The following is a 19,538-nucleotide window of genomic DNA, read 5'->3' on the forward strand; positions in this document are numbered from 1 at the left end:
CTTGTGCGGACCATACGCTTTCGGGGCATCCTTCCACTGAAGGCCGTTGCGGATGACATAAACGATCCCGCTCAGAACACGCCGGTCATCCACGCGTGGCACGCCGTGCGCCAGAGGAAAAAAAGGCTCAATCCGCTCCATCTGGCGCTCAGACAGCATAAACACATCACTCACAGGCTACCCTCCATCGGTAAACCTGTGAATCACAACCTCTCGCTCAGTTCAATAAATTAATAGGTCCTGAGCCTAAGATTGAGCATAGCAGGAGCTTCCAGAAGCAGCCGGCGATACACGGCCAATTCGACCATGCTGCTAATTTTGTGGCCATTGATGCAAACATCCTGCTGCCACGCTGGCAGATCTGGATGACGTTCAGTAACTTTCTGGCGAAACAGACGCCAGAGGGTCTTGTCAGTATTGTAGCGGGAGACAATTTCCTGAGCGCCATTACAGAATTCAAGCATCTGTGGTGTAGGAGTAACAAGCAGTTCACGGGAGATACGAGCATAGTGGTCTAGCTCTGCCGGACGGAAGAACTGCTCTGACAGCCAGTGTGGCATCCGGTTATTGAAGCGGTCATAAGTCATGGGTGATGTCCTGGAGAATTTTATGTCTGTGCAGCAACGAACTGTTCGATAGCGACATATGATGAGTGGGAAGATGAAAAGTGTGATGAGGACGTCTGTCGGGATCAATCCTGTTGCACAGATGGGCCGTCCAGAATGGCTTTCGTCACGCGATTGAATTTCTGGTTGATCACACGCGTAAGGACCACGGCCCCTTCAAGGACAGAGGTGTCAAAGCCATTTCCCCCCAGACACTCGGTCAGGGTAAAGCTCAGAAGGCGATGCAGTGCTGCAATTTGGAAGACATCTGCTTCGACGGTAGATGCTATAGAGTCATGATGTGACATGGATATTTTTCTCTCGTTCAAAAGGAAGAAGAACGAGGTCTCACTCATTGAAAAAATCAGAAGAAAGGAAAGAAATCCAAAATCCTTTGGGGAATGGAGAGTAAGAAACCTCAAAAAGACGAGGAAAAAATGAGGTTCAATATAAATAGGAACTAAATTTATTAATAATTATAATAAGTATTAACAATATAATGTACTGCTTTTCAATATAAAAAGAAGCCATCCGAACTGCGGGACTCGAACCCGCTCTTTATGATCGCAACCAATCAGATAACACATTGAAACAGAACGATAATTTTAGACGAAATCATCCTTCATATGGTAACTGCGGGTTCACTGTGGGAGCAAACTCGTGGGGCAGTCAAGATAGTGGCGCAGAGTTCAATCCTGCGGACTACTCATAAGTGTTTCGTTGTTGAATGGTGCCAATAGTCTCTGCTATGTAATACAAGTTGTATTACGGAGATGAGTCATGGAAACAGTTGTTGTGCGGAAACAGGGAAATTCTATCGGAATTACCCTTCCTGCGGAAACACGTATTCGGCTGGGTCTGGAAGTAGGGCAGGAACTCACACTCGTCGAGATGGCCGATGGTATCAAGCTGGTGAAGCGTAATTTGAAGTTGGAACATCAGATGCAAATGGCGCGTGAGACGCTTCGAGAGCAGGCTGATGTGCTTCAGGAGTTGGCTAAGCGGTAATGACGGAGAAACCAGAGTTTCTTGAACCTGATGTGGTGCTGTTTATGCATGATCAAGCACTCAGGGAATATGGCGGAACACAAGGCATCAAAAGCGAAGACTTGTTGCATAGCGCGTTAGCGCGGCCAGAAAATCGTTGGCATTATGCGGATAGTGAAGCGCCCGATATGGCTACTCTGGCGGCCGCCTATGCTTATGGTATTGCTCGTAACCATCCTTTTAATGATGCAAACAAACGGACGGCCTGGAATTGCGGCGTACTTTTTTTACGTTTGAACGGAGTTTATATTCAAGCAAGTGCATCAGAGGCAGTCGAAATTATGGTTGCCCTCGCATCAGGCGTCTTGGAAGAAAAGAATTTTGCTCAATGGTTAAATCAAAAGAGAATTCTTTCTTAAAAATATTAAGGTACATATCCTATTATAGAATCAATTTTTGAAGCCTCAATACGAATGTTTGCATCACAATCGGATGAAGACATAATAACGGACTTTCCAGCATTGAAATATGTCATTGCATCTTTTTGAGAGGCGCGGAGTGTATCTTGTAGCAAGTTATGGTCTTTCTCAGATGAGTATTCGAGAAAACCATTAACCTTTTTATTTATATCATTTAAAAAATAGCTAATTGATTGATGGGTCCATTTTTCAGACCGAAAATTACAAGAAAATATTTGACCAGTAAAAAAAAGATATAGCTTATCAGGTTTGATACTGAAGTGAGATTTTAGATATTGCGATGATGGCAGATTTTCAGGCGTCTTTATAGCATCATTTTTTGTGCCGAGGGAATCTACAAAATTTTCTAAAATTTTAGAATTCGCTTTGCTTTGTGCATAAGTAAGAGTCGGTATTAAACTTATTAACAAAAAAAGTATTATTTTGAACAATTTATTATTCCAAGATTGAATTCCAATTTATTCCTTTTACAGAATATCTTGCAAATCTACAAATCATTTTGCAGACCACTCTGGTATAGGAAGTATGGTTTGTGTGGATAAATTTTTGGCTTTTGGGGGTCAACGGGGGAAGGTATTCCCCCTTGCCAGATGTTGAATGGGTAGCCATTCAACACTGCTGGCTCCCTTTTAAAACTCCCTTTTAAAACGTGCTCCTTATGAAGGCTGTTTCCGGATAGCTTATTGCTTCTGTGGTTTGCAGCAAATTGGCTGTTGAGATGCCGGTGAGATAGGTCGTGGTGCCCTGACTTTTGTGGGTTGCTTCATGACCTAACATGCGGTCAATCCAGACCTCCCGAATATTGGCATCTGCGTTTCGAAGCTGGGTTGAGACAGTATGCCGGAACGAGTGAAACGTGATTTCGGCGGGCAGGCCGATACGGGTCTTGAGCAATGAGAAAGCTCTGCCAAGGGCTGCGCCCCTGACACCCCGTTTCGAGGTTTCCAGACCCGGAATGAGATAAGGGCCATCAGTAGTATCCTTAAGAGCCAGAACTCCTGCTTCAATCAGTTTTGAATGGACTGGCACCATGCGGGTGCCAGCGTCAGTCTTGGGTGCCCAGCCGGTTTCGCTATGGGGGCGGATAAGAAAGCAGGGGATACCGTCAACAGTCTGGACGTCCTCTTTACGCAGGGTGCTGATTTCGCCTAGCCTCATCCCCGAATAGGCTGCAATCAATGTGACTAGCCGGAAAGTCTCTTCTGGCACAGAAGTACTATGCCATGTGGCAGAGGCCAGCAAAGCCAGTTCTCTGGCAGTCCAGCTTCTGCGTATGGTCTTCTGTCCGTTCTCGAAATTCCAGCCAGTCCATGGGTTGCGTGTGACCAGTTCCCGCTGGTGTAGCTGGTTCCACAGGGCAGAGAGACGCATCATGTGGTTTTTAACGCTCTTGCCGCTCAAGGTTGGCAGACCTTCTTCTCTGGCTCTCTGTGCTTCTTCTTCAAGGGTGAGGCTGCTTTTACGTTTGCCCAGTGAGGCAGGAAGGGAAAACAGCAGGTCACGGAAGGCTCCAGCCTTTTCGCCCCCTATGATGGATACAGGGGCATCTCCAAAAGCGTGCAGGAAGAGATCTACTGCCCGCTGGGTCGCTTTCTTGGTGTCGGTGCTGGCATGGGAATTATCCAGCACGAAGCGTTTTAAGGCACCCGAAAGCATAAGGGGAGTAGCCTTGGCGGGTTTGGTTGCTTTCTTCACTGTTAGGGGTTTGGGCACCAGTGCTGAAGCTGGCACGGACCTCGTTTCCTGAGCAGATGAAGGCAGGTTCATGCTCTGCAAATCCCGCAGTGCAACCCGCAGTCCCTCAAGCCTGCTTAAAGCGTCTGGTTCCAAGAGGGCCAAATGGGCCTGAGAGAATAATTCAGTGGTTCTGGCATGAAGGAGTGATGCCCGTTTGCGGGCTTCGTTCTGGTAGCCAGTTTTCAGGGAAACCCAGATTTCCCGCCGGTTTAAGGCTGCTCGCAGGGTAGGGGGAACGATACGGCGGAAGTGGTAGGTAGTGCCTCGGACACGGAGCATAAAATCTTCCCTCGATGGGGAAGGATGATGGAGCAAAGACGGCCTTTGCCCCTCATTCAGCCGAAAAATCGTGCTATTTCAGGTGTCTGTGGTGCGAACTGCGGGACTCGAACCCAATGCTGCGGGACGCGTCCCGCAGCCAAGCCATTGAAAATACGCCGAAAATGCCGACGTCAGTCTTTCCGTGCCTTAATATCAGACCAGATTCTGGCAGACATTCTGGTAAGGTCAAGACGCCATGAAAGCGATATGAGCCACATATGTTTGGGCGACTGGAAGCTCATAAGAGAGAAGGGGGTTGAGATGCAGGAAGAGAACGATAAGGACGTTCGGGAGCCTTCTCGCAAAAGCCAGGAAGAGGCTTTGCAGTCTCTGAAAACGATTGGCCGGAAGTTGCCCGTCGATTTTCGTTTCGAACGTCCTCAAGACCAGGAGTGTTGAGAGACGCCAATGAGCTTCACCGGCATGTGATGGCAGCAAAGCTGTGAGGGTAACGTCTCGCAGCTTAACGTTCGGTCCGAAGTCCCAGCGCCTTTCTGCGTTGTGTTGATGTCAGGACAAACGATGCCCCTCATTTATATCAATTATCCGGTTGGAACCTTCAGCAAAGAGAAACGGGACGGTTTGGCAGAGACGCTGACCACTATCGCCCTTGATGCGGAACAACTGCCCGACACGCCTTTTGTTCGCAGTACGACCTGGATTTATTTTCGGGAATACGCCGAGGGTATGGTTTATCACGGTGGCAAAACAGACGGTCGCAATGTGATTGGCATTGAGGTCAATGCCTTCGAAGGCGGCTTTGACACAGCCGCCAAGCAAAAACTGTTTGCTGGGTTTACAGAGGCTGTCCGCGAAGCGGCTGGTTTGGCCGCTGATGATTTGGTGCCTGTCTATATTGTTCTGCGTGATGTTCCCCCCGAAAATTGGGGTGTGTTTGGACAAACGATTTCATTGAATGACCTGCGTCATCCACCAGAAAATGCTGAGCCTGTGTAGAAATTATTTTCAGTCAAACGATGGGAGAGAATAATCAAAGTCGAAGTATTTTTATTTTTCTTCTGTCGTTTTCTGAAATCTGACTTCTGAATTGCTATCCTGTTTTTGGGAGTTATTCTGTCCTGAGCCAGCAGTGCTTCGTGGCTACCCACGAAACAGCTGGCAAGGGGGAGTACCTCCCCCGTTGACCCCCACAGAAAACAGGATGCCCTGCTATGCCCGATGCTTCATCTCCATCCCGTATCCGATCTTCCCGCCTGTCCGTGCGTGCGTCTCCCGATGAACTGGCACGATGGAGCCAGAGCGCCCGGTTTCTAGGTCACGCCACGACCGCTGACTGGGTCCGGACATTGTTGCAGGATGCCGTCCTGTCTCACCATCGCGGCGGAATGGTCAGCCGTGAGCTCCGTCAGTTGCGTGGCGAGCTGGGACGGATTGGCAATAACTTGAATCAGCTGGCGCACGCTGCTCATCTCGGTGACGCCGTTGCCTGTAGTGACACGTTACAGGATATCGACCGCCTGAAAAACCGGACCGATCATTTGTTGCGAGATTTGCGTCCGGTTCGTGTCCAGAGGGCCCGGTCTGTTTCCGTTCCTCTCATGCACTGAACCGATAGTCATGTTTTCGCAGGTGCGACGCCATGATTGTTCAAGAAACAAGAATTAAAACCAGTAGCGGGCACCAAGCTGTCTCAAGGCATGTTCTGTCTGGCGCAAAGAACGAGGCTATTCGTCTGATTGCAGGCAGTGACTACCTGTTAAAAGATTCGATGAAAGAAGCGCGTCGCGAAAATATTCGCTACGGCCTGCGGCATATTGCTTTCAATCCATCTGCACCGATGAGCGATGGGCAACTCGCCCATTTTGCCAATAAGATCTGCCTTGAGCTGGGCGCTGACCCTGCGCGCATGACTCTGGTCATCCACCAGAAAGATGGCAGCACCCATGGCCATGTCCTACTGCCGGAATGGCAAGACGACCATGTTCTCAGCAGTAAATTCACATGGCAGCGTCTGGAAAAGATCGCTCGCCTGGAAGAACTGAGATTGGGTCACACCCTCGTTCCTGGGCGGCATGACCGGGCTATTGCAAAGGCTTTGAGAGAGGCCGGAAATTCTGAGGCCGCAGACAAGGTTGCGGCTCTGGTTCTGGAAGACAATTCGGCACGTCCAGTTTCTGCTTACACATCACAAGCAAGGCGAATGACAGAACGTCAGGGGTTTGATCTGCCTGCGGCCAGACGCGAGATCATGGCGTTTTGGGAAAAGTCGGGAAATGACCTGAAGACGTTTCGCCGCCTTCTTGCCGAGAAAAACTGGCGCATGCGACCGGGAGACCGTACGGATCGGAGGCGGGACGCTCATGTCATTGAGACACATGACGGCCTGCTGATCGGATCATTCACACGCCTGACAAAGGTCCGCACAAAAGAGTTCTGTCGTCTTCTCGATGAAGAGTCTTCCAGACCGCTCCCTGTGGATCTTCGACCTGTCGTGAGACGACTGGGGCAACAGGAAGGACGGCATCAGCAGCGGGTAGAGCGACAACGTGCTCTGAAAAACCTGATCTGGGTTCCGCCAGCCTCATTATCAGCCCTGGATCGACAGAGGCTCCATGAACAGGGTCGAAGAGAAGCGGCCGCGATCCGAAAGCGATTGCCGTCCATCGGTTCGCTTCGATACCCCGAACAGTTCAGCGAGGGGTTCCGGATTTATTTAAAAGACTGGAAGCAGGAGATGCAGGCTGCCCGAAGCATCCTGAATGCCCGGCATCCGCTCGAACGGCGCTATGGGCCAGATAGCCCTCTCGATATCCAGAGCGAATGCATCATGCGGATGATGAAAGAAGGATGGAGCAGACTGAAGCAGGCCCATCAGGCCGTTGAGCTGGCGCGACAGGAGCTGGATGAACTGGAAGCCCGGAAAATCCTGTTCTCTCGGAAGAGAAGACTGTCGCAAGCAGAGGAGCAATACCGCCAGGCGCTGGCTCAACTGGCGGAAATCCTGCGTTATCTCGTCCAGTTCATTTTGTATCATCTTGGGCTGAGCAGTCAGAAGCCTGATCCGATCCAGTGCCCGGTTCCGATAGAACGGGAAGTGACATTGCAGGATTATCTGCAAGAGAGACGCGAGTTGCTTCAGACCCTGCTGGATGAGAAAGCCCGTCGCCTCTGGATCAAGGATCGCTGCCGGGAGGCGGAGCACAAACGGGCCCGGATGATCGCCCAGTGGCATGCGGAGCGTGTGCCGCAGTGTGAGCAGGCCAAGCAGACCATTGCCAGACTGGAGCGCTTGTACCGGCTGTCATGGTCGCTTCCCGAGGATGTTCGCCTTGCAGTCAGAGATTTGAAACGACAGGGACAGCTTCAGATGGCGCTGAGGGAGCTGGATCGTTTTGATAACAGGAATGCGCCGGTATCACTGGCGCCTGCTCATCGTTCTGGTGTCACTCGAGGGTCTCAGCCAATGGCATTGCGAAAGAAGACGTCCCCCACCTCCTCGCTTTCGCCTACTTCGCGGACACACAGGCGGTTAGCAGAGCTTCCCGAAAGCCGACATTGCTAGGCGAGCCGCGAACTGGCTGCGCTGATCAATTCCTGCTTCCCTTTTGGCGAAAAAATTAGGAGAATGGTGCCCTCGACATGAATGACTTCCACGATCTCTCCCCTCTCGATTTCGAAGAGCTTGTCCGCGACTTGCTGCAGGCCCATTGGTCGCGGAGGTTGGAGAGCTTCGGACCCGGTAGAGATCAGGGCGTCGACGTCAGATACATGTCCGGACCGCACCAGGTCGTCGTGCAGGCGAAGCACTACGTCCGCAGTGGCCCGGCGGCCCTGGTGCGGGCGATGCGTCTTGAATGCCCCAAGGCGATCGCCCTCGTGCCGAGCCGATACCTGCTGGCGACATCCGTCTCGATGACGCAGACACTGAAGACCAAGATCGTGGCGGCGATGCCGGGGGTGCCGCTGGCAGAGGTCGACATCCTGGGTCGTGAGGATATCAACAATCTCCTGCGCCTCCATCCGGAGGTAGAGCAGCGCCATTTCAAGCTGTGGATGGCGAGCTCGGCCGTGCTAGAGCGCATTATTCACAGCGGCGTCTATAACCGGACGGCGGCTGAGTTAGAGATCATCCGGGGCATGATACCCCGCTTTGTTCAGAACCAGAGCGTGACCGACGCTGAGACGCTGCTGGCAGACACGGGGGCTTTGATCATCGCGGGCACGCCGGGCGTCGGAAAGACCACGCTGGCTCAGATTCTGCTGTGGCGCCATGCCGAGCAGGGTTGGCGGATCTTCGTCGTGGACGATGTTGAGGAGGCAATGGCGGTCGCCAGCAAGGGCGAAAGGCGTCTGATTTTCTTCGACGACTTCCTCGGTCAGGTCGGTCTCTCCGCGGACCACGTCCGCGGCCTGGATGCGAGGCTGCCGCCCCTGCTATCCCAAGTGGCGGCCCAGAAGGATATCAGGTTCATCCTCACGACGCGCGATTACGTGCTTGCGCAGGCGAAGATGCTGTCGGCTCGACTCGGCGCGGCGAAGGGAGTCCGCAGCTACGTCCTGAACGTCGGCGCCTACACCCGCGAGGCGAAGGCGCGGATTCTCTACAACCACATCCACTTCTCTGGCCTGACCGAGACCCAGAAGGGCGCCATTCTCGAAGACGGCTTCTATCTGACCATGATCGACCACAAGAATTTCAATCCGCGCCTGATCGAGATGCTGACGCGGTCGGAATATCTTGCCTTGGACGAGCGGCCCATGCGTGAGTTGATCCAGCACGCTCTCGATAATCCGCACGAGCTCTGGGACCGGCCCTACAGGCAGCATATGTCCGAGGATGCGCGAACCGTACTGCTCGCAATGGCGATCAACGGCGCGTTCGTCGGGATCACTCTTTTGAAAGACAGTTTCGTGCGCGTTGCCATGGCATTGGGCAACACCCTGCACCCCTCGGAGATCGAGGCTCGATTCCGAGCCGCCTATCAGGAAATCGAGGGCTCTGCTCTCAGCATTCTCAACAATCTCGTCCACTTCACCAATCCTGGCCTCCGTGACTATCTCAGAAGCGTCATTCAGGTCGATCGCTTAATGCCTCACATCGTCCCCCGCATCGAGACCGCAAGCGAGCTTAGCGAGTGCTTCGCGATCTTTCGTGCCCATCGGGGCGATTGGAAGGGGGCGACGCCGGTCTGGACCGCAGCACTCGACAGGGTTCGCAATGGCGGCAGTGCGCAGCGCTTCACGTATCTGGAGCTCTCCCTCGACCTCTGCGATGAGTTCCGTGACCAGGGGCTGATCGACAGGATGCTCGCGGCACTGGTGGCGATTGAGCAGCAGGGCGTCGATGAGGAGGAGGTGCGGGAGATCTGCTCGCTACTCGAGAGGTCCGCGATGACGCTTCTGCCGACCGAGGTCGAGACCCGCGTCCGGTCCGTCGCCACGGAGGCTGCCGCCACTATGCTCGAGAAGAAGACGATGTGTTTGCCACTCGTGGACATCGAAAGCATGGACGAGGCGCTGTTCACGCACGGCAACGATCAAGAGCGGGCCGCCACCGCCGTCCAATCCGCCATGTGGACCTTCACACGCAGCGTGGACAGCTACCTCGAGGCGATCACAACCCTCGATGACCTCGACGAGTTCGAGAGGAGCGTGCTCGCACTGATGGAGAGGCGCGGGTTCCCGGCCGACACGGTAAAGCGCGACATCCAATGGCTGCGGGAGACGTTGGAGGAGCATGCGCCGCTGCACGACCCGGAGGAGGGATACCGCGGGGGCGGGATCACGTCCCATCGCAATATGAGTGATGTGGAGATCCGGTCGATGTTCGGTGGCCTGAGGGGCTGCTGACACGCTTCCTTCGCAGCGGCGGTCGTCGCGCGGGTCGTACTTGCAAGACTTTCGTACGCCTGCCGGCGTCCGAAACCCTTCGACTTAGCGACCATTTCCCTTGGGGCCATGGAGCGACGGCTTCCGCCTACAAGTCCGACGTGCCACTTATAAAATGGCCTTCCGCTCAGCAGACAGTCTGCGATAGGCTATTTGAATTGAGATTCATCGATGCTTCCCGACCAATCCACTTGATTCCACTCGATGCGCCGACGGCTCCAGTGCTCGCCAATAGCTTGAGTAAAATCAGCATGTACGAGCTTGGCACGGCATTCGCACCAGTGAGAATCCTCGCGGCGGATAATTAGTCCTTCCATCGGCCCTACTCGATAGCGGCTTGAACTTGAATTTAACAATTTTTCAAGTTGAACCAAATCTGTTCGGCCCCGCAACAGGGTAGGCGTGACTTTCAGGCCTACCGATGACGCTAATGCATTTCGTCGGCTGCTGCTCCAAAATCTTCCCGCTGCACGGTCGTAGACGTCGAAAAAAAGTAGCCAGTCAGGAAGATGATCATATCCAATAGAATGACGAGCAGCCGTCCATTCGCCAAAAAGCACAAGCGACGAAGTCAGGAAATCGCGAAGAATTTCTTCATGAAAATTTAACCATTCAGATAAGCGTCCAAACTGTCCACTATAAGCGGGGGTCAAATATTGCCCCCGATTTTGGACTAGTATTTTTCCACCAGCAGATAACGAAATCCCGATGTTCGCACCATCGATTTTTTCCTCGACCTCCACCTCGCCAGAAAGCAGGCTAAGAGCTTCAGACGACGACAGAAATTTATCCTCGCGCGGAGCAGGATTATGACTCAACCATGCAAGATGTGGGGTCGATGGAAAACGAAAGAAAGTCGTCATTTGTGTGCTACTATTTTCTCATTTTCTTTTTTGAATGTTTATCTCTGGACCATTCTTCGATGATTGGCTCGACTAACACATCATGCTCGAGAAGCTCATCCTCCCAGTCGTGCCAATCGGTATCGCCTGCAAAAGCGATGCAACCTTCACCAAACTGCGCATATGATGCCAGCGCTGCAGCAACCATTTTTCGATCTGCCCGATCATGGACTACCGGCACAAGCGAGGGAGGTAAAATGCCATCTCCATCGCCATCATAGTCGACCACCACGCCGTCAACGGCACATTTATCCCATTTCGACATCACCACCTGAATACCAAAATCACCATACTTGAGCTTTCTATTGTATTCCGCTTCTATCTGACGTTCAAAATCGAGCACAAGACGGCTATCGCTCCGCTGGAAAGTGTCCAACCAGTTCCAAACTGCAAGTCGTACTTCTGGTTCATTAGGCGTCGCGTCAATGTCGGTTGGATTCACCGGGTCGGCCGCGCTCGCAGCGATCAGAACATTTGTATCAACGATATAACGTTGCTTCATCGCCCACTACCTTTCTGGCGCTCGAACATAATCCGAGCTTGTTCGCGTGTCTCACCGAGCGCGTCCCCAAAGAAGCCATCGGGCCAATTCTTCACTCTGCCATAATCATCAATTTCGAGTTTATTGAGATCAGCAGATTTTTTCTTGCGTGCCACAAAGTACATTGCCGCGTTTTCCCGCGATATTTTTCCCTTGGCAAGCAAGGTTTGCATGCGTCGGAATAGATGCTCAGAATGGGTCTCTATTACGAACTGGACATCGCGCTTCCGACTGACCTCAGCAAACAGTTCGGCTAAGACGGATTGAGCGAGTGGATGCAAATGAATTTCAGGCTCCTCAAGTACGATTGTGCTGCCTTTGGGAGCAAAGTAAGAAATTACCAGGACTGGAAGAATTTGGGATACGCCTATACCGACGTCGCGAATATTACATGAAGTTCCATCTCGATGCACTATTAGTTCATAGCGATTTGATCGGCCTTGCTGACGAACTTCGAGTTCATCTGCTATGCCCATTTTCTTGAGCCAAGAGGAAACCTCTTTGACAATATAATTTTGCTCCTCTCCTCGCAAAATAGCACTGGCAAGTAGTGCATCAACTGCGCTGCGTCCGTCGGGGCCTATCTCGCCCGGCTTTGTTTTGTTCCAAGGGTAATCTCGCTCTGGCTTGCGGCGCAACGGACCAAGATAAACTATATGCTCAAGTTCACGTCGGATCGCTAGGCTCAAATCCTCGACCAGTTGGCCGTCCTTGTCGAGATCAGCGATAGCGTCTGCTGAAAAAGCAATTGATCGCTCCGGCGTATAATTACGTCCTTTAACACGAGGGGAGAGATCACTATCAACAAATATCGAAAATGCGCCCTTTTCTCGCCTGATTGCTTTAAATTGGCGGTGCTCAGTTTTGAGTATAAGTTCTTGGACTGTCACACTGCCAGAGGAAGTCTGACCATAAGAGCATCGAAAACTACCCTTGTCGATCCGACCAGTGCCACGATTATCAAAGTCGAATTCAATAGAAAACTGGCGCGGCGTTTGGGCTCCTTGGTTTAGAATATCGTCGAAAGAACCGAAATTAAATAGGTCGTTGATTTCGTCTCCGCCGAGGTTGAGGTGGATTGTCCGATCCGGTGATTGAGCAGTTTGCTTGAGTAGTAGCAAACTTTGGATGAGAGACGATTTCCCTGATGAGTTAGTACCAAGTAGCATCGTTAATGGACGTAAACTTATGTCTTGAGTGTCCGACCAAGCCTTGAAGTTTACTAAACGTAACCGTGTAAACATGAGTAGAGCTAATCCGATTTAATAATTTGATTTTCAGGTGCTATTAGTATCTTAAAGGCTGGCAGATGCCCAGCATATATGAGGATTGTAGTTATTTGACGGCCGACATTACGTATGACCGCTTTTCACAATCGCCACACGATAGCGGACAATCTCCTTCCCCCCCCCCCCATAACCGCCGTCAGCTCTCCGGAATGTTTAACCTGAACGTTGGGAATTCCAGAGCTTCGATAACGCTTTTCAGGTTCTGCACATCGATTGAGCTGGTGTAGTTCATCGTTCCTTGGCTTCGGTGCGAGGCTTCGTGTCCCAACACCCGATCAATCCATAACTCTCGAAAGTTCGCATTTTGATTGCGAAGTTTCGTTGAGACTGTGTGCCGAAAGCTGTGAAACGTAATTTCCGCCGGAAGGTCGAGCTTGGTTTTGAGTTTTGAGAACGCCTGCCCAAAGGCAGCGCCCCTGACGCCTTCACTCGATGTCGGCAGGTCCGGGAAGAGGAAGTGCTGGCCTGGCTTCAAAAAACTCATGATGCCCGCTTTGATAAGCTGGGAGTGAATGGGAACCAGTCTCGTTCCTGCGGCAGATTTCGGAGACCAGCCGTCCTCTGGATGGGGGCGGACATGGAAGCACGCTACACCTTGGATATTCTCGATGTCTTGGCCGCGCAGATTGCAGATTTCTCCGAGTCTCAGGCCAGTATAAAGGGCCACATTGACCATCCCCGCGTACGTTCGACGGGAAATGCCGCGATGCTCCCACTGATCCGGTGTGAGCAGGGCTAGTTCTTCATCGGCCCAGCAGCGTCGTTCTGTCTTTTTCGTTGTGTTGAAAGACCATTGCGACCACGGGTTCCTGGCAACGATTTCGCGTTGAACCAACATGGACCAGAGAGACGATAGCCGGGAGAAGTGGTTCTTCACGGTCTTGCCGCTGACTGTTTCCAGCCCTTGCTCTTTGGCCGCTTCTACGGCTTTTCGAATGGGTAAACGGTTTTTGGATTTTCCATGTGTCGCAGGGAGCCCGAGGAGTAAATCATGAAAGTCTCCAGCCGTTGTGCCTGATACCTGATTAACGGACAGGTCTCCGAAAGCCTCGATGAACAGGTCGAGCGTAGTTTTCGTTCCCTTTATCGTGTCTGCGCTCTTACTGGCATCATTGAGAATAAAGCGTTGAGCCATCGCGCTGATGGTCTGTGCCTTAGCCTTTTTACGGTTCCCTTGAGCCGGAGGCGGCAAGGCTTGAAGCGGTTCGTCTTCTGGTTTCTCCTCAGCAGGGAGGGTAGGCACCGGCGTTAAAGCGCCGCTTGAAGCTTTGATATCGACGATCAGTTTGCGAAGCCCGGCAATCTCATCACGAAGCATCGCCTCGCGAGTCTGCGTAACGGCCGTATTCAGTGCCTGGGTCTGCTTCAAGGCAGCGAGAAAGGCGTCGGTCTGTTCGAAATGCTCTGCAATGATGTCCAAAAAATTGTCGACTTGCCGCATGTAAGCTTTTGCCTGAAGCGCCTGTTGGGCCATTTCGACGCGGTGCTTGGTTTCTTCCTCTTGCAGCCGAACATTGTGATAGTTTTCCCAGTCTTTCACGAACTGCTCGTAAAAGCGGATGATATCAGCGGCCGTGAGAGCTTTTTGTGCTGGCTCTGTCGTCATGCGCCGAATCTCCTCAAAGCATTGCCCTGTCTTGGCGTAGAGCAGAGCTGCTTTTTGCCGTGCCAACAACTTACTGGACGTTTTGAGCGGGTGCGAGACTTCGCCTCGTCCCAACCAAGGACGCAGGTCCAGAGGGACAGAACGCCGAAAATAATATTGCGACCCGACGATTCGCAGCATGCGTCTAACTCTCCCAGAATGGGAAAGACTGTGGGACAAACGCCCCTTTTAACGCCGAGGCGTGTTTTTCTCTGTCGTTTCAATAGGTTAGTGGTGCGAGCTGCGGGACTCGAACCCGCATCAACCCGCAGTGACACCAATCTAATCCGTTGAAACAGCAAAAAGAATACGACGAACTGTCTTCTAATCAGTTAATGATTTATATCATTGGTTAGGCATTCTGGGAAGCATCGAAACTGAAGGCGTTGTGGAAATTGAGTCGGTTTTTAACCTCGTATCAGACAGCAAAAAGAGAACAAGCTATTTGTCGCCAAGTGTCAGTGATTAACTTCGAAAGTGGTGAACCGAAAGCGAGCATAAACCTATCTGTTATCTCATATTGTATACGGGATAAATCTCGAAGATGCTCTCAAAATTAGAAGCATAAACTTCCTTTGAAACGAAGAAAAATAATGTCTAGTGAGAAGGGAAATATTTGATGAAACCTCATTTAGCAATACACTACCCCATTCATCAGGGCGATATCTCATAATATTTGAAAATATACTTGTAATTAGAAAATGGACGGCAATCTCAGGTAACATAATCGGGAAAAATGGGTTTTCCACAAACCATAAATTTCCTCTAAGGTCAGTGTAAATTATTGCATTTAATTTAGAAGCGTTGGCCGCAGGCACCGTGACGATTGTTTTCCCATAACGTTCGCTCACATTGAAGCCATTAAAAGCGTGCTCAATTGATGCACTTGAGGGGCGTGTTTCGCCATTACCAATCTGGAATTCCCAAGTAACACTTCGAATATTATTCGTGCTAGCAATTTCTAAAGGAAAACAACGACTTGGATTTCCCGTGGTTAATTGATAGTAATCAGCCATTTCAGGGACCATACTAAGTAAAGTTCCCAAACTTACATCAAATCTATTTTCATAGAAACTCATCAAAGAACGAGAGCAATCAATATTAAAAGAAATCCCAGGAGTTTTAATTAAATGAGTCGGGAACGAGCTAACCAAATCACTAAAAGTGCCACGGGCACTATCTCCTCCGAATTGGGCTTGAATACTGGTCGGAAGGTATGCCATTCCATGCGAGCCCGGCAGCATATCTTTTCTATATCGGAACGGACTATTTAAGACAATCACGCCATATGTGTAGGCAGTCAAAGCGTAGAAGAAATTAAGAGGTTTAACCATTAAAGATCCATTTCTTCCTGAAAGAAATAGTTCCCTACCTTGATTGAAGCAATTTTTTAATTTTGCGGCTTCTTCTGTTGATATTCCTGCATTTGAACTGTTGCCAACTGATGCTTTTCTTAATTTATACAACTCTTTTATTTCGATAACATTTTCTAAACTTTCGGCTAGTTCGAGAGTGGCATCATCAAAATCAAGTGGTTCGATTGGCAATAAACTGAGCGGTTCTTCGCGTGAGAGACGCTTCTGAATTTCATTGTGAAGAAGATAGGTATTTTTGGAGGGAAGAAGTTCAGGATCTTTAATGTCTATCAGGTTATTTTCAGCTTCGAATTTTCGTAAGCTACCGAATCCTCTTTGGTTACTTTGTCCTAATGCCTTCCATTTCTCAAGAATATTACTCTTCTCCTGAAGGAGAGATGCGTAATCAGGAACTGTAGAAAACATTGGTTGGTTAGATGCGACGGTATGTGTGAGGCTATCTAAAGCGATTTGTTCAAGCATTTTTAGTGGAATTCCAATGTTTATTTCGAATAAAGAATAATACTAAGTGGTGATTCTGTGGCTAGGAGCATGAGTTTACAAATAACATAAAAGCTAGATTGTTACAAATCCACGGTCTGCGAATGGCCATTTTTTGATTGCGCTCAAAGTCCTATATGATGTTTCCATATGATCGAAATGATTACTGTTCTTCTTTTACCCATATAGGCGCGAACTGTTCCGCCTGACGCAGGATGTGCTGCACGGCTTCGTCCTGCATATCCGGCGGGTATCCATACTGCCTGAGCAGGCGTTTGACGGAAGTGCGCATCTTGGCGCGGGCCTGCGCCATCACCGTCCAGTCCACTGTGGCATTTTCCCGAATGGTCTTCACCAGTGCTGTGGCGATAACCCGCAGGCTGGGGTCGCCCATCGCTTCCTTGGCACTCTGATTCTGGGCCAGTGCGTCATAGAAGGCGATTTCTTCCTGTGTCAGACCCAGCTCCTCTCCCCGGTCACGGGCAGAGGCCATGTCTCGGGCCATGCGGATCAGCTCATCCAGTATCTGGGCGGATGTCAGGGCGTTGGCATGGTAGCGAGCAACAGCCTGCTCCAGCCTTTGTGAAAAGGCTTCGGCTTCCGTGATATTGGAGCGCGTTCGGCTGCGTATCTGGCCTTCCAGTAGTTTCTTGAGCGCCTCAATAGCCAGATTGCGCTGGGGCATTTCCCGCACTTCCTGCAAGAACGCGTCCGAGAGGATGGAAATATCAGGCTTTCCAATGCCAGCGGCTTCCATGATGTCGATGATGTCAGTGGAAATGACCGCTTTGCTGACGAGTTGCTTGATGGCCAGTTCGCGCTCCTGCGCACTGCGCCCATCGCTGCCATTACTTACGCTCTTGACCAGTGCTGCCCTGACAGCCTCGAAAAACCCTATTTCATCGCGCAATCTGGCGGCTTCATCACTGGCGGACGCCAGCGCAAAGGCGACTGAGAGCGCTTTGACGGCATCCGGGTAGCGCTTCTGGGCGGCCTTGCGCTCTTCATCATTTTTGGCGGATGCTATGGCGCGTTGCTGCTGGCCCAGAATATGGTCAAGCGCTCCCGCCATGATGGAAAGCTTGGCCTTGGGTGTCGCGCCGTCCTGCAAGGCAGGGCGGTAGTCAAAGCCACCTGCCTGACCGGGATTGAACATGGCCCGCACAACTTCGTAGCGTTCCTGCAAGGCGCGGATGGCCTCGCCTTCATCAATGCCGACCTGTTCGCGGTCTCCGGCGGAGTATTCGCCCAGAGCTGTTTTCAGGTTCTGGGCAAGACCGATATAGTCCACCACCAGACCGCCGGGTTTACCCTTGAACACGCGGTTGACGCGGGCAATGGCCTGCATCAGCCCATGCCCGCGCATGGGCTTGTCCACATACATGGTGTGCATGGAAGGCACGTCAAAACCCGTCAGCCACATGTCGCGCACAATGACCAGACGGAGCGGGTCATTATTGTCCTTCATGCGCTTTGCCAGTAGTTCACGTCGGGCTTTGGACTTCTTGCCAATATGGGGCTGGAACCCGGCAGGGTCGGATGAACTGCCAGTCATGACCACCTTGATGGCTCCTTCGTTGTCATCATCACTATGCCATGTGGGGCGCAGGCGGATGATCTCGTTATAGAGCGCCACACAGATGGCACGGCTCATACCCACGATCATGCCTTTACCTTCAAGGGCAGTCAGGCGATTTTCAAAATGGATCACAAGGTCTTCGGCTATCCGACGCAGGCGGGGTTCCGAGCCGACCAACGCTTCTACGCGAGAGTATTTCTGGCTGAGCTTGTGTTCCTCGTTCTCGGAAAGCCCTTCGACAATATCGGCCAGTTCGTCGTCTAGCTCTTCCTTGAGGTCTTCATCCAGTTCGATGCGTACAAGGCGGCTTTCGTAATAGATGGGCACGGTTGCCCCATCTTCGACAGCCTGCGCAATGTCGTAAATGTCGATGTACTCGCCAAAAACACCGCGTGTGTTCACATCGGCATTTTCAATGGGGGTGCCGGTAAAGCCGATAAAGGAGGCATTGGGCAGGGCATCGCGCAGGTATTTAGCAAACCCATAGGTCATTTTGCCGGTCTTGGGGTTGAACTTGGCTTCCAGCCCATACTGGCTGCGGTGCGCCTCATCCGCCATGACCACGACATTGCGTCGGTCGGTCAACATCGGCAGGCTGGTTTCGCCGTCTTCAGGCTGGAACTTCTGCAAGGTGGTAAAGATGACACCGCCCGAGGTGCGCCGGAGGAGTTTCTGCAAGTCCTCCCGGCTGTCCGCCTGTTCCGGTGTCTGGCGCAACAAAGCCTGTGCGCCGGAGAAGGTGGCGAAGAGCTGGTCGTCCAGATCATTGCGGTCTGTCAGCACAATGATGGTGGGGTTTTCCATCTCGGGGTGGCGGGCGATTACGCCTGCATAGAAGGTCATGAGCAGGCTCTTGCCTGACCCCTGTGTATGCCAGACCACACCGACCTTGCGGTCTCCATCCGGTGCCGAAGCGCGCACGGTCTGCGCCACGGCCTTCCGGCAGGCATGAAACTGGTGATAGCCCGCCAGAATTTTGATCGGGCTACCGCTCTTCTCGCCAAACAGCACAAAGTCGCGGATCAGGCCCAGAAACCAGTGTGGGGTGAACACGCCCCGCAGCACGGTTTCCATTTCCTCATGGTTTTTGGCGATCAGGTCTTCACCGTTGATCGTGCGCCATGGCATGAAGCGGTCACGGTCGGCTGTGAGCGAGCCAATGCGGGCCTGTGTACCATCTGAAATCATCAACGCTTCATTGAAGCGGAACAGCGAGGGAATAAGGCTGCGATAGGTCTGGAACTGGTTCCATGCGGAATCTAGTGTGGCGTTCTCGGAACTGGGGCTTTTGAGTTCAATCACCCCAAGCGGCATACCGTTGACGAACAGAACAAGGTCTGGCCTGCGGTTGGCCTCGTCCTTTTCAATGACGAACTGGCGCACAACCAGAAAGTCATTGTTTTCCGGGTTTTCAAAATCCAGCAGGCGCACCCGGTCGCCAGACTGGGTGCCATCTTCGCGCACCACATCTACCGGCACGCCATTAACCAGATAGTCATTGACGTGCCCCCCGAAAATGTAACCATTTTAAAGTAGAGTCCGATCGAGAAGGATACGGACGAATGAAACGCAGTCGTTTTACGGAAGAGCAGATCATAGGGGTGCTGAAGGAACAGGAGGCTGGGCTCAAGGTCTCTGATCTTTGCCGCAAACACGGGATCAGTGATGCGACGTTTTACAAATGGAAGACCCGCKATGGTGGCCTTGAGGTATCTGAGGCCAAACGACTGAAGGCCTTGGAAGATGA

Annotated in this window: 18 protein-coding genes and 1 pseudogene; 7 read left to right on the top strand and 12 right to left on the bottom strand. The window is 51.7% G+C overall.

Annotated features, from left to right (window positions below):
• The 3 genes from KP699_RS14290 to KP699_RS14300 all read right to left on the bottom strand — a co-directional run.
• The coding region (locus KP699_RS14290; protein WP_215763104.1) for a transposase at positions 1 to 174 on the bottom strand (174 nt) is incomplete at its 3' end.
• Between the two features lie 56 nt (positions 175 to 230).
• Positions 231 to 587, bottom strand: coding sequence for a hypothetical protein (locus tag KP699_RS14295; RefSeq protein WP_215763091.1), 357 nt, complete (start codon positions 585 to 587; stop codon positions 231 to 233).
• 104 nt (positions 588 to 691) lie between these two features.
• The gene (locus tag KP699_RS14300; protein ID WP_215763092.1) at positions 692 to 913 is read right to left on the bottom strand and encodes a hypothetical protein; all 222 of its coding nucleotides are present in this window, start codon (positions 911 to 913) and stop codon (positions 692 to 694) included.
• A 472-nt stretch (positions 914 to 1,385) separates the two neighbouring features.
• Between KP699_RS14300 and KP699_RS14305 the strand changes: the two genes are divergently transcribed.
• Together KP699_RS14305 and KP699_RS14310 are read left to right on the top strand one after the other, a co-directional pair.
• Positions 1,386 to 1,613: an AbrB/MazE/SpoVT family DNA-binding domain-containing protein gene (locus KP699_RS14305; protein WP_215763093.1), complete on the top strand. Its 228-nt coding sequence runs from the start codon at positions 1,386 to 1,388 to the stop codon at positions 1,611 to 1,613.
• The gene (locus KP699_RS14310; protein ID WP_215763094.1) at positions 1,613 to 2,011 is read left to right on the top strand and encodes a type II toxin-antitoxin system death-on-curing family toxin; all 399 of its coding nucleotides are present in this window, start codon (positions 1,613 to 1,615) and stop codon (positions 2,009 to 2,011) included. Before KP699_RS14305 ends, KP699_RS14310 begins: the two co-directional genes overlap by 1 nt.
• Positions 2,012 to 2,016: 5 nt before the next feature.
• Here the strand turns inward: KP699_RS14310 and KP699_RS14315 are convergent, their stop codons facing one another.
• Together KP699_RS14315 and KP699_RS16730 are read right to left on the bottom strand one after the other, a co-directional pair.
• Positions 2,017 to 2,481: a hypothetical protein gene (locus KP699_RS14315; RefSeq protein WP_215763095.1), complete on the bottom strand. Its 465-nt coding sequence runs from the start codon at positions 2,479 to 2,481 to the stop codon at positions 2,017 to 2,019.
• 232 nt (positions 2,482 to 2,713) lie between these two features.
• Positions 2,714 to 4,087: a DUF6538 domain-containing protein gene (locus tag KP699_RS16730; RefSeq protein ID WP_215763096.1), complete on the bottom strand. Its 1,374-nt coding sequence runs from the start codon at positions 4,085 to 4,087 to the stop codon at positions 2,714 to 2,716.
• Positions 4,088 to 4,651: 564 nt separating this feature from the next.
• Here KP699_RS16730 and KP699_RS14325 point away from each other — a divergent pair.
• Both KP699_RS14325 and KP699_RS14330 read left to right on the top strand, forming a co-directional pair.
• Positions 4,652 to 5,086, top strand: coding sequence for a tautomerase family protein (locus KP699_RS14325; RefSeq protein ID WP_194257715.1), 435 nt, complete (start codon positions 4,652 to 4,654; stop codon positions 5,084 to 5,086).
• 215 nt (positions 5,087 to 5,301) lie between these two features.
• Positions 5,302 to 5,697 carry a plasmid mobilization protein gene (locus tag KP699_RS14330; protein WP_215763097.1) on the top strand — a complete coding sequence of 132 codons (396 nt, stop codon included), beginning with the start codon at positions 5,302 to 5,304 and terminating at the stop codon, positions 5,695 to 5,697.
• Positions 5,698 to 5,846: 149 nt separating this feature from the next.
• On the opposite strand, the gene KP699_RS16505 is transcribed toward KP699_RS14330, so the two are convergent.
• Positions 5,847 to 6,035, bottom strand: a complete 189-nt coding sequence (locus KP699_RS16505) for a hypothetical protein (protein ID WP_252347095.1) — start codon at positions 6,033 to 6,035, stop codon at positions 5,847 to 5,849.
• A gap of 303 nt (positions 6,036 to 6,338) precedes the next feature.
• Between KP699_RS16505 and KP699_RS16510 the strand changes: the two genes are divergently transcribed.
• Positions 6,339 to 7,652 carry a hypothetical protein gene (locus KP699_RS16510; protein ID WP_252347096.1) on the top strand — a complete coding sequence of 438 codons (1,314 nt, stop codon included), beginning with the start codon at positions 6,339 to 6,341 and terminating at the stop codon, positions 7,650 to 7,652.
• Between the two features lie 77 nt (positions 7,653 to 7,729).
• Positions 7,730 to 9,940 (top strand): restriction endonuclease, encoded by a 2,211-nt coding sequence (locus KP699_RS14340; RefSeq protein WP_215763098.1) that lies wholly within the window; start codon positions 7,730 to 7,732, stop codon positions 9,938 to 9,940.
• A gap of 188 nt (positions 9,941 to 10,128) precedes the next feature.
• Here the strand turns inward: KP699_RS14340 and KP699_RS14345 are convergent, their stop codons facing one another.
• The 6 genes and pseudogenes from KP699_RS14345 to KP699_RS14370 all read right to left on the bottom strand — a co-directional run.
• A complete protein-coding gene (locus KP699_RS14345; protein WP_215763099.1) occupies positions 10,129 to 10,842 on the bottom strand; it encodes an RNA ligase family protein in 714 nt (237 codons plus the stop codon).
• A gap of 10 nt (positions 10,843 to 10,852) precedes the next feature.
• Complete coding sequence (locus KP699_RS14350) at positions 10,853 to 11,383, bottom strand: hypothetical protein (protein WP_215763100.1); 531 nt, start codon at positions 11,381 to 11,383, stop codon at positions 10,853 to 10,855.
• On the bottom strand, positions 11,380 to 12,666 hold the full coding sequence (locus tag KP699_RS14355) for a DUF3696 domain-containing protein (RefSeq protein ID WP_215763101.1): 1,287 nt from the start codon (positions 12,664 to 12,666) through the stop codon (positions 11,380 to 11,382). The genes KP699_RS14350 and KP699_RS14355 overlap by 4 nt, the downstream gene beginning before the upstream one ends.
• A gap of 181 nt (positions 12,667 to 12,847) precedes the next feature.
• Positions 12,848 to 14,497: a DUF6538 domain-containing protein gene (locus KP699_RS14360; RefSeq protein WP_252347097.1), complete on the bottom strand. Its 1,650-nt coding sequence runs from the start codon at positions 14,495 to 14,497 to the stop codon at positions 12,848 to 12,850.
• Positions 14,498 to 14,871: 374 nt separating this feature from the next.
• The gene (locus KP699_RS14365; RefSeq protein ID WP_215763102.1) at positions 14,872 to 16,194 is read right to left on the bottom strand and encodes a YaaC family protein; all 1,323 of its coding nucleotides are present in this window, start codon (positions 16,192 to 16,194) and stop codon (positions 14,872 to 14,874) included.
• Positions 16,195 to 16,375: 181 nt separating this feature from the next.
• Positions 16,376 to 19,294: pseudogene (locus tag KP699_RS14370) on the bottom strand (type I restriction endonuclease subunit R); the annotation flags it as partial.
• A gap of 59 nt (positions 19,295 to 19,353) precedes the next feature.
• Here KP699_RS14370 and KP699_RS14375 point away from each other — a divergent pair.
• Positions 19,354 to 19,538, top strand: a 185-nt coding sequence (locus KP699_RS14375) for a transposase (protein WP_215763103.1), incomplete at its 3' end; no start/stop codon positions are given.

Origin of the sequence: Acetobacter sp. P1H12_c (assembly GCF_018811975.1) — a bacterium.
Taxonomy (GTDB): domain Bacteria; phylum Pseudomonadota; class Alphaproteobacteria; order Acetobacterales; family Acetobacteraceae; genus Acetobacter; species Acetobacter persici.